The 10,170-nt window shown below is 63.6% G+C and carries 9 protein-coding genes and 4 pseudogenes; 7 read left to right on the top strand and 6 right to left on the bottom strand.

What is annotated here, in order from left to right; all coding sequences use genetic code 11:
- Window positions 1-255: pseudogene (locus H293_RS59695) on the top strand (hypothetical protein); the annotation flags it as partial.
- Between the two features lie 347 nt (window positions 256-602).
- Here the strand turns inward: H293_RS59695 and H293_RS0148155 are convergent.
- From H293_RS0148155 to H293_RS58995, 3 genes are all read right to left on the bottom strand, one after another.
- A complete protein-coding gene (locus tag H293_RS0148155; RefSeq protein WP_078612954.1) occupies window positions 603-2,099 on the bottom strand; it encodes an FAD/NAD(P)-binding protein in 1,497 nt (498 codons plus the stop codon).
- A 101-nt stretch (window positions 2,100-2,200) separates the two neighbouring features.
- Window positions 2,201-3,454, bottom strand: coding sequence for an MFS transporter (locus H293_RS52365; protein WP_063746986.1), 1,254 nt, complete (start codon window positions 3,452-3,454; stop codon window positions 2,201-2,203).
- Between the two features lie 848 nt (window positions 3,455-4,302).
- On the bottom strand, window positions 4,303-4,485 hold the full coding sequence (locus H293_RS58995) for a hypothetical protein (protein WP_158694605.1): 183 nt from the start codon (window positions 4,483-4,485) through the stop codon (window positions 4,303-4,305).
- Window positions 4,486-4,551: 66 nt separating this feature from the next.
- Here H293_RS58995 and H293_RS0148165 point away from each other — a divergent pair, with 66 nt between their 5' ends.
- The 5 genes and pseudogenes from H293_RS0148165 to H293_RS56865 form a co-directional block, all read left to right on the top strand.
- Window positions 4,552-5,823 carry a cytochrome P450 gene (locus H293_RS0148165; protein ID WP_078612955.1) on the top strand — a complete coding sequence of 424 codons (1,272 nt, stop codon included), beginning with the start codon at window positions 4,552-4,554 and terminating at the stop codon, window positions 5,821-5,823.
- Window positions 5,824-6,006: 183 nt separating this feature from the next.
- Window positions 6,007-7,056 (top strand): LLM class flavin-dependent oxidoreductase, encoded by a 1,050-nt coding sequence (locus H293_RS0148170; RefSeq protein ID WP_020124907.1) that lies wholly within the window; start codon window positions 6,007-6,009, stop codon window positions 7,054-7,056.
- A 646-nt stretch (window positions 7,057-7,702) separates the two neighbouring features.
- Window positions 7,703-7,858 (top strand): hypothetical protein, encoded by a 156-nt coding sequence (locus H293_RS59000; RefSeq protein ID WP_020124908.1) that lies wholly within the window; start codon window positions 7,703-7,705, stop codon window positions 7,856-7,858.
- 14 nt (window positions 7,859-7,872) lie between these two features.
- Window positions 7,873-7,917, top strand: a pseudogene (locus H293_RS61960) (hypothetical protein); the annotation flags it as partial.
- Window positions 7,918-7,977: 60 nt separating this feature from the next.
- Window positions 7,978-8,337 (top strand): annotated as a pseudogene (locus tag H293_RS56865) (transposase); the annotation flags it as partial.
- 60 nt (window positions 8,338-8,397) lie between these two features.
- Here H293_RS56865 and H293_RS61965 read toward each other — a convergent pair.
- Window positions 8,398-8,523 (bottom strand): annotated as a pseudogene (locus H293_RS61965) (IS3 family transposase); the annotation flags it as partial.
- Between the two features lie 14 nt (window positions 8,524-8,537).
- Here H293_RS61965 and H293_RS0148185 point away from each other — a divergent pair.
- The gene (locus H293_RS0148185; RefSeq protein WP_020124910.1) at window positions 8,538-8,720 is read left to right on the top strand and encodes an IS3 family transposase; all 183 of its coding nucleotides are present in this window, start codon (window positions 8,538-8,540) and stop codon (window positions 8,718-8,720) included.
- A gap of 292 nt (window positions 8,721-9,012) precedes the next feature.
- Here the strand turns inward: H293_RS0148185 and H293_RS59005 are convergent, their stop codons facing one another.
- Both H293_RS59005 and H293_RS61235 read right to left on the bottom strand, forming a co-directional pair.
- Window positions 9,013-9,420, bottom strand: a complete 408-nt coding sequence (locus tag H293_RS59005) for a hypothetical protein (RefSeq protein ID WP_158694606.1) — start codon at window positions 9,418-9,420, stop codon at window positions 9,013-9,015.
- Window positions 9,421-9,845: 425 nt separating this feature from the next.
- On the bottom strand, window positions 9,846-10,170 hold a 325-nt coding region (locus H293_RS61235), incomplete at its 5' end, for an IS5 family transposase (protein WP_020124652.1).

Consider the following 10,170-nt stretch of genomic DNA (forward strand, 5'->3'; position numbering starts at 1 on the left):
CAGACCGTCAGGAACCAGCCGCTGCGACAGATCGGCACTCACGAAGAGACATCATGCCGCAGCACACACCATCACCACATGAGACAAGGTCTTAGAATCGTCATTTCCTTCGAAATCTCCCGGATTCTCATCCCCGCAGGCGAAAACATCTTGGAGATATGCGCCTTCAAGCCACCGCCCCGCCAGTGTCAGCTGGAGCCGCTCACCCCGGAACCCGAGTCCGAGATCTTGAAGCTGGACGTGGAGAGCACGTGATTCGCCGTTCTCTTCGCCCTGTGCGAGCCGCGATTGCGCGGGTCGTCGATGGCAGCGGTGCCATCGGTCCGGGAAACTGTCGAACGGCTCAAGGACACTTACCGGATCCGGAAGGCGAATCGCAGCAGTATCAGCTATCACATCGACTACTTGGCGGACCAGAAATTACCGGTCAATGAGCGGGCCAAGTATCTGTATAGGGCCCGCATGCACTCCAAGCATGAGGCTTTGGTGGCCTTCGCGCTCCGGTTCGCCCTGGTACGAGAGGAGCATCTCGCCCTGCTCTCCCCCGAGATCTGGCAGGCTCGCGAGGTGAACGTTCAGGTGGCTAAGCACGCCGCCGAAACTCAGGGTTCGTGCCTCTGGGCGCCGGAGCGGGCGGTGGCCGCGACGTGGTCGGCGACCATTTCCGCGCGCCGAGTGATCATGCCGAGCGAGCTGGTGTAGTACAGGCAGCCGGCGGCGAGCTGTCCCAGGACAAACACGGGGGCGGGTCGAGACGAGTCCGCCGGGATCAGCCGGTTGTCGGCGGTGTCGATCGTGAGACCGCCGAACGGGTCGTACTGCCCCAGGCCGACCTCGACCACTGAGGCGCACAGCGCGGAGGCCGCGGTGGGCGGGGCGGGCCTGTTGTTCTTGGCCGAATTGATGAGTGTGTCCGTCGCGAAGCTCGTCTCCCGGGCGGTCACGGTGAAGCCGTCGGTGGTCGCCGTCACGTTCGTCACGCCGCCGATCACCCGCAGCTGACCTGCTCGGATGGTCGAGAGTAGCCGAGTGGCGGTGGACATCGGCATCGGGTGCAGCAGGCTCTGGAAAACATGGTGGTAGTCGCGGAGGAACGTGTGGCGCTCCGCGTCCGACCAGCGCGACCACACGAGTTCGATCACATCGTTCGCGGCATTGATGAGCAGCGGATGCCAGACTTCTCCGCGTTCGGCCAGGTCCACGTGACGGGTGAGGCGGTCGGCCGGGGCCTCCGTCGGATCGACTTCCCGGTTGAGAATCTCGGGCGCGATGCCGTGGGTTTCCAACTCGGCGTTCATCAGACGGAGCACCGCGGCCAGCGAAAGCCCTCCCGGTGCGGCGGCGGCCTCAAGTACGGCAGCTTCGGTGAGGACAGACGCGAAGAGCTGGCGGTAGCGCTGGCGGACGCCGGGCAACAGACCCCGGCGCGACGCCATCGTGATGGGTCCACGATGGCCCTGGTGGAGCAGGGCCAGCACGACGTCCACCGCTGTCAGGCCAGTCCCGAGCACCGTCACGTGCTCGTACGGCTCGATCGTCTCAACCGTGACGCGCAGCGGATAGGGGTCGTCGATGTAGCGCGGACTGCCTGCCAGTCCGTATACGTCCGCCGGCGCGGTGGTGCCCACACATAGAGCGGCACCATCGTATTCGCGGACGCTGCCGTCGGCCGCGGTCAGGCGTACGCCCTCGCTGTTAGTGCCGAGCGATAGGTGGACAGCGCCCTGGGGAATTACCTCAATCGGCCGGCCGCTGGCCTGCCAGGCCTCTTCGAGCCGCCCGAACGAATCGGAAATGTAGTCGCCGAAGAGGTGACGCGGGGCGAAGGAGCCAGAGAGGGAGTGTTGGCGCGCCCGTGGGTCATGATGCTGGCTCAGCCACTCCTGGAAATGACGGGGTTCGGCTCGCCGGATTGACATGAACTCGATCTCCCCGTTCAGGAGGGATGAACTCAGGTCAGGGCGGTAGGCGTTGCCTTGGCCGATCGCTTTTTCCGGCTCGTAGATGGTCAGGTCGAGTTCCCGCGTCAAACCCCGGCGGGCCAGAGCGTCGGCCAGGCTCACGCCGGTGGCGCCACCGCCAATGATTGCGAATTCCATTGCGTCCTCTACCTGACAAGAGACTGGCAGACCTATTTCCGTCGGGACGGTGGGATGCGTCGGGGCACTGGTGTGGTCGGGGTGTTGACCTAGCCGAGGCTCTAGGCGTGCTGACCAGAGGGAACGTCGTCGGGGGCGTTCCCGGCCACCATCCGGCGCAGCGAACGTTCGGCGGCGCGGGCCACGGTCGGGGTGACGACGGCGGCGAGGACGACGACGGCGGCGATGATGAACCAGCCCGCCCGCTGCCAATTCATCGCGAGAAAGGTGTAGGCGGCTGGCGCCCACACGCTACCAACCGTCTGGCCGACCTGGTCTATGCCCATGTACTCGCCGCGTCGGGCGGGATCGGACAAGCGCTGGGTGAATCCCCAGCTCGCCGCCGCGTGGAAGAGCTCAGCACCGGTCAATACGATGTGCGCCAGCCAGACCAGGACGATGGTCAGCCATTCGATTGTGCCGTCCGTGAACGCGATGATCACACACGAGGCGACAAAGCAGGCGGCGCTCCGGTACGTCGCCCGAATAGCGCCCGACCCGGTGTCGGTGCCGCGGGCGGCCAGGGTCTGCAGGGACACCACCATCAAAGTATTGGTCGCGAGCAGTCCGGCCAGAAGCACCCGAGGTGCGTTGGTCTCCTCCACCAGCCATAGCGGAACGACCACGGAGAGGACTACCTGATTCGTTGACAGCACGCCGCTCAGGACGGAGAGGGCGAAGAACGGACGATTGGCCAGGGCGCCAACCCACCTCCGAGGTTCGCGCTCGACCGATGGGGCCGGCTCCGGTTTGGCCAGCTCGGGCAGTCGGCGGATCACCATCGCGTTGACCAGCATCACCACTCCGATGAACACGGGGAGCAACCGGATGGCCGTGTCGCTTCCGATGGCCAGGGCCAGGCCGCCCAGTCCCGCGCCAGCGGTGAACCCGGCGTTCAACGCGCTTCGGTTGTAGGCGAGCCCCGCGACGCGTTCCTCGTCGGGGTAGAGGTTGAGCACGTATCCGCCGTAACCCACGCCCCCGGCGGCCTTGCACAGTCCGATGGCTATGACGATCGCCAGGAAGGAGGCGAACCCGGACGCCAACGGGTAGCCCAGGTAGCAAGCCGCTTCCACGAGAGACGCCAGAGCCCACACCGTCTTCGTGCCAATCCGGTCACTGACCCGGCCCAACGGCACCGCGGCGACGAACGTGCTGATTCCGGCGATCGTCAGGCCCAGGCCGACCGCGGCGGCGGAGAGACCAATGATTTTGGTGAAGAAGACGGCGTTGATGGTGAGGTAGCTGCCGCTGCCCAGCCCGTAGAGCAGTGCCTGAGTACTGACCCGCCCAACCGTCCGCGACGGCGGGGCCATTCGCCGGAGCAGGCGAGCGAACGGGCTGCGAGCGGCAGGCAGGGGGGTATCTGGCAAAGACTGTGGCATGCGCAAAGATTATGCTCACGGCGTGTGTGCGCCTCCTGTCATCCATCAGGGTTGGCTGCCCGTTGGATAGATGCTGGTTTCGCCGTTTATGTCGACGGACACGAGACCTACCTGGTAGTGCGGGCGATTGGTGCCTGAGGATAGGCCGGCGATCGAAAGCGGACCTACTGACATCGGGCAGGGGGCCTTCGCCGGGCTCCGGAGTCAGTTACCTCGATGGGCTTCGGAAATCACCGCACCCAAAGAAGCTTGTGCGCATCGCCAAGCCAGGATCGAGGAGTCCCACCCCCGTCCTGCCCTCGATCCTGCCGGCCTGTGGGTGCCAGAAGTGTGCATGGCCTGTGACCTGCGACGACGGCCGGGTCCAGCCCGTACGGCATCATGGTCATCCGTGTCCCTGCGCCTGCTCTATCCCATGTTGGTCCTGGTCTGCGCTGGCTTATCCTGTCCCGCTCGGAAACTCTGTTTCGTGGTGTGGGCTGTAGTTTTACTGCGGGATCGGTAGCGTGGCTGGGACCGTCTCGGGTGTTGCTGTCGCTCGTCTACCGTTCGGTGAGCGGCCTGTTTGGCCTGCTGGCCGTGCTGTTCCATTCTGCGAGCCGACGCTCGAACGGGACTGGCGGCTGGGACCTGTCCTATGTCAGGAGACGTGCGCCAGCCGCTCGGCTAACGTACACGCATGCCTGGGGCCACGTCGGTAGTCTTGCCGCCTGACTCCGGGAAGTCGTGGGCACGCCTGCTGTACCGGGTGGCCCCTCCGTCGGCGGTCGCGGGCCGGGTCAGCGCTTTGTGGAATTGACAGCGGCAGCTTCCTGGCCGCGAGCGCGGTTTTCTTTACTAAATTTGTAGGCATGTCCGCCGACACTGTCGGCCTTGGCATGGCCATTGCCGTACATGCGCGTAATGCATCGCAATGAATACCAGCCAACCTGACGTCGATCGAATCCACTGAGGAAGTGCATGTCGAAGAAGCTGGTCTGCCTGCCGTACGCAGGATCGGGAACGAAGTCGATCGAGGAAGCCGCCCGATGAACCAGGATGCCCAGACTGGGAGAGGCGCGAGCGACACCGCATCTTCGGACCCCTTGGAGGAACTTCCCGCCGATCTGTCGTCGCTGGACCTGGCAGATCCGCAGACCTTCCTGCGGCACGACCAGGACGAATTGTGGCGTCGACTGCGCGCTGAGCATCCGGTTTTCTGGAACGCTCCGAGCGGCGGAAGGCCCGGCTTCTGGGCCCTCACGCGCTATGACGACATTATGCATGTCTATCGAGAAAGCTCTACGTTCATATCTGCACGCGGAAATGTGCTGGCCACACTTCTTCATGGCGGTGACTCGGCGACGGGAAAGATGCTTGCGGTCACCGACGGAAGTCGCCACCGGGAACTGCGCAAGGTATTCTTGAAAGCCTTCTCTCCGCGCACCATATCGACGGTTGCCGAAAAAGTGCAAGAGAACACTGAAAGCCTCATCCGTAGTGCCGTGGCGGAAGGCAGTTGCGACTTCGCGCAAGATATCGCGGAGAAAATCCCGATCCGCACGATATGCGATCTCCTCGGCGTTCCGGAGCCTGATCAAGATGAACTTCTCATCCTGACCAAGAAGGCCCTCAGCGCGGAGGATGACCAGATCACGGAGTTCGACTCCATATTGGCTAGAAACGAAATACTGGTCTACTTTTCGAGTCTCCTGGAGGAATTTCGCAAGAACCCACGGGAAGGCGTAATCGGAACGTTCGCGGATGCCCAAGCGTCTGGGACGGAACTGTCCGACGAAGAGATCGTTCTGAACTGCTACAGCCTGATCATCGGGGGCGACGAGACAAGCCGACTCTCAATGATCAGTTCGATTCCTGCCCTGGTAGAGCACCCCGCACAGTGGGCGGCCCTGAGTTCGGGATCCATCGGCAGCCAGACCGCTACTGAGGAGATCCTGCGTTGGACGACCCCCGCCATGCACTTCGGACGGACGACGCTGAAGGACACCACCGTCTCCGGTCATGCCATCAATCAGGGCGATGTCGTGACACTGTGGAACGTCTCGGCCAACCGTGACGAGGCTGTCTTCGCATCACCAGATGTCCTGAACTTGTCCCGTTCACCCAACCGGCACCTCACCTTCGGCTACGGTCCGCATTTCTGCTTGGGTGCGGAACTGGGCCGTATTGAGATCAGGGCGATGCTCGATGCCCTGTGCCGCTTCGCAGCCGACATCACGCTCACGGGCACCCCGAAGAGGGTTCGCTCCAACTTCCTCTCGGGAATCAGTAGTCTGCCCGTGCAGTTCACTCCACGCTGATAGGACGCGGCCGTCGGGCGGCAGTGAGCCTCTTTCATCCTGAATAGTCGCAGGTCATGTGTGTGTGGATGGCCGCATCAAGATCGCCACCTGGATCACCGACTTCTACAACGCCAGGCGGCTACACAGGGTGTGCGGATTAAGAGCCCGATCGACTACGAACGCGACTAAGGTGGTCTGCCAGTGACAGTCGACAGCAAGCCGATCGAGATCGAGGTCAATATCGGCGCGGGGTCCGTGGCGCAAGCGGTTGAGGCGGCTACGCGGGCGGAGTCACATGGTGCGACCCAGATCGGGGTGTGGGACTCGCCAGCCGGGGTTCCGGACTGCTGGGCCACGCTCGGGGTGCTGTCACAGCGCGTCTCGACGGTGCCGATCGGGGTCGCGGTCACCAATCCCGTGACCCGGCACCCGGTGGTGACGGCGAGAGCGGTCGCCAGCCTCTCCGAAGTTGCTCGCGGTGGTGTGTTCCTCGGAATGGGCACGGGTGACAGCGGGGTGTACAACCTGGCGCAGCGGGCGGCGACACTGCGGGAGCTCCGGGAGTATGTGACATGTGTCCGGGAGCTCCTGCGTGACGGCCGGGCTCGGTGGCACGATGCGGATCTGCGGCTGAAACGGGCCCCGGGCATCCGAGTGCCTGTCTATCTGGCGGCTCACGGGCTGAGATCGCTCGAACTGGCCGCCGAGACGGCGGACGGGATCTTCATCGGGCTCGGATACAGCGAAGCCGTCGTCCGTGAAGTGCTGGGCGTGGTGCGGCGGGGAGCTGAGCGGGCGAACCGGGACCCAGACGGCATCGACCTCGTCTGGACCGCCGGCGCGATCAGTATCAACAGTGACTCGGATCGGGCGGTGGCCGATGCCGGTTGGCTCGTGGCATCTATGTCACACCACTTCGCCAGATTCGGTATGTCGTCGAAGCTCGTTCCGGCCGAGTTCCAGGACGGGGTCAGGAAGCTCGGCGAGTTGTACGACCTCTCGCAGCACGGACACCAGTCAACCGCACGAAGGCAGGAGTACATCGAGGCCGCGATGGATCTCGGGGTCTGGGATTACCTGAGTGACCAGTTCCTCATCGCGGGTAGCGAGGCGGACGTACGGGCAAGGATCGCCACCCTGCGTTCCCTTGGCGTTCGCAAGTTTGAGATCGGGTTGTCCACCGGCGGTTCGGACGGCGTGGCGTCGGCTCTCGACCTGGTGCGCCGGATCAACGACTCGGACCGTACTTGAAAAAGCACTGCCCATCGGGTGCAACCCTCGATCGTGCAGCGTCCCCTGGCCACGTTGATGGCTGGTCTGGGGCTCTTCGGGGGCTCTTCTACTTCGCAACCGGCTACGTTGCCTCCGGATTCGGCGGCACCACCTCGGCGCCGTCCGGTAGCGACTACGCCGATGGCCAGGCGCTGCTGGCCAAGTACTTCCCTCGCACCTCGGGCCAACCCGACCCTGGCTGTCTTCCGACTGCCCGAAGCCGCCTGGGGCGACGCCGGCGTGCTGGCCATGGCGCAGCGCAAACTGTAGTCTGCGTCTGAGTTCAAGAATGCACCGGTCCGCTCGACCCGAACGGGCTGAGCCTGACACCTTCGCAGTACATCGAACTACACGCAGCCCTCGGCTTGGCCCAGAACCTCTCCCCGACTCCTCCTGGATCTCTCACTTCCAGAGGCGCGGCCCTGACAGCACACATGGCCAGGAGGATGGCCACAGTGAGCGCCAGGAACATCGGGGGGACAGTTGCCGATGTCGGCAGGAGAGGCCGCACCGCGGCAGCGTTGGTGACGGCAAGTTCACGGCCTCCGAGTACCAGGCCTACCGGGCCACCGCTCAGTACGTCAGCTCTGACGACTGTACCGTCCAGTACTCGACTGCGCTGACCGTGGGCGACCCAGAGACCACCGCGGCGCTGAACGCCGTCCCGTCCATCCGCACCGAGGTCTCGGGCGTCGCCCGGCGGATCGGCGCCACTGAGAACGGCGTGGTCGGCCAGGCCGCTGACCTGTACGCCGTCGCAACACCTCCGGACACAACATGAAGAGTGTCACGCCGATGGCTATCGCCACCCTCGGCATACTGCTGGCGTTAGTGATGCGTAGTCTGATCGCGCCGCTCTACTTGATTGTCTCCGCCGCCCTGTCGTACTTCGCCGCGCACTGGTCGCGCTGCGCAATCGACTCCGTCAGGGTCCGGGCCCTCAAAGGGGCAGCTGATGGGACCGAATCCGACCGACCGCGGTAAAAAGGGATTGAAAATCCACCTCATCGTCGACCCCCACGGTCTGCCGCTGTCGATCGGTATCTCCGCCGCGAACCTCCACGACAGCCAGGCCCTCATCCCGCTGGTCCGCGACATCCCCCCATCCGCTCACGTCGCGGCCCCCGACGCCGGCGGCCCAGAAAACTTCACGGCGACAAGGGGTACGACTACCGTCACCTGCGGCGTTGGCTGTCCTCCCGCGGCATCCGGCACCGGCTCGCCCGCAAGGGCATCGAGTCATCCCAACGCCTGGGCAAATGAGGTTCCCCCGGCGTGTGGGAGGTGCTGATCAGCTGGTCAGGGCGGGCTGACGGAATTTCAGGTTCGTTCGTTCGTTACCCGGTTGGCGTAGTGCTTCTCCTCGAACTCGACGGGGCTGAGGTAGCCGAGCCGTTTCTGGATGCGCCGGGAGTTGTAGGAGCCGTCGATGTACTCGACGAGCGCGAGGTTGGCCTCGGATGAAGGTCGAGTACGTCCACCGGCATGCCTTCCGCACCCGCGCCGAGGCCCACATCAAGATCGCCACCTGGATCACCGACTTCTACAACGCCAGGCGGCTACACAGCGTGTGCGGATTCAAGAGCCCGATCGACTACGAACGTGACTACCGAGCCACCCTCACCGGGGGACTGGCCGCATAGATCGTCTCCACGCTGCGAGGGGATTAACAGCCAACCAGCACCCCCGGGAGACGTGGAGTCCCGGCGCACCCCGCAGCGCACACGCGAAGATCCCGCCCGACACCCACCGGGATAAACGGGATGAACCAATCACCTCAGCAGGCATCGACCACCGCTGACGGATCGAGGCCAACGAGCCGATATCGCAACGGGCCACCCATAATGCACACTTGAGCTAAGGCCGAGACCCTCGCCCACATTTTACTCTTCCTTTACCTGGCAAGATACTCGTGTAACTGTTGCATCATGTACGTTACACAATTGAATGAGCTAAGCGAGAGGAGTGGGCGGCGGTGGACAAGGCAGCACCCGTCGACGCAATGAGCCGAATCGCGATCGAGGAACGCATTAGTTCATGCGCCACGGCGGTCTTCGGTAGATCCGGCAGAGCCTTCCACGCCTCGGATGCGAGATCGAGGAATCCGGCAGCATCAGCATCTTGCGCCACGTGTTCTATCAACTTCCGCCCCTCTGTCGCGCTTCCCGTCTTCACCTTGTCGATTGCGAGGAGCAGCTGAGTGCGGGCGGAACCTTGATACTTGAGCTCACCTTCCGAGAGAGTTATTTCGGCAAGTTCAAGGGCCTTTTCTGCGTTGCCGTCCAACAGGTGAATGCGTGCCCTAATTGCGGCAATTTCCCTTTCGTGGACCACGGTTCCCACAAACTTCAGCGCACCCTCTGCTTCTTCAAGCCAGGTTCGGATTTCCGCTCATGGGTGATCATTTACCCTCAGGTCCAGAGATACGGCAGCCATCCGAAGGCGCACCCACGAGACGAGTCGTCGTAACTGTCCATCAAGGCCGTTGCATCACGAAATCGGCAATATCCACGCGCATTGCCATTCAGTAGCAGCGGAGAGCGCCGATGTCTCGGGTTTCATAACTTCGATCAGCCTGGTGAAAATCACCGTCGTGAAGGGCAATCGCGGCCGGCCGTCACTTGACACCAATCTACGAGTTGACCTCTGGCTCAGCCTCCCTCAGGAGATCACTCACTGGCACGCTCAGCCGACCCGCGAGATATTTCACGGTTTCGGCAGAAGGAGTCCGCATCCCGCTCTTTAGAGGGTGTCTCATGTGGTGAGCCTCATGTGGTGAGCTTCGCAAGTTTCTTGTAGCAGATCAGGGCGGCCGCCAGACCGAGGAAGGCGAGGAAGTGGGAGCCCTTTCGCTCGTATCGGACGGTGAGACGTCGGTAGCCGAACAGCCAGGCGATCGACCTCTCGATCTTCCAGCGGTGCCGGCCGAGTCGTTCGCCGGACTCGATTCCCGGCCGGGCGATGCGCGGGACCAGTCCCCGTTCTCGCAGCCAGGAGAGGTGGTGGGCGGAGAAGTACGCCTTATCGGCACGGAGTTTGACCGGGCGGCGCCGACGAGGCCCGCGCCGGGAGCGGGTGGCGGGTATGCCGCGA

Origin of the sequence: Streptomyces canus 299MFChir4.1, assembly GCF_000383615.1 — a bacterium.
GTDB lineage: Bacteria > Actinomycetota > Actinomycetes > Streptomycetales > Streptomycetaceae > Streptomyces > Streptomyces canus_C.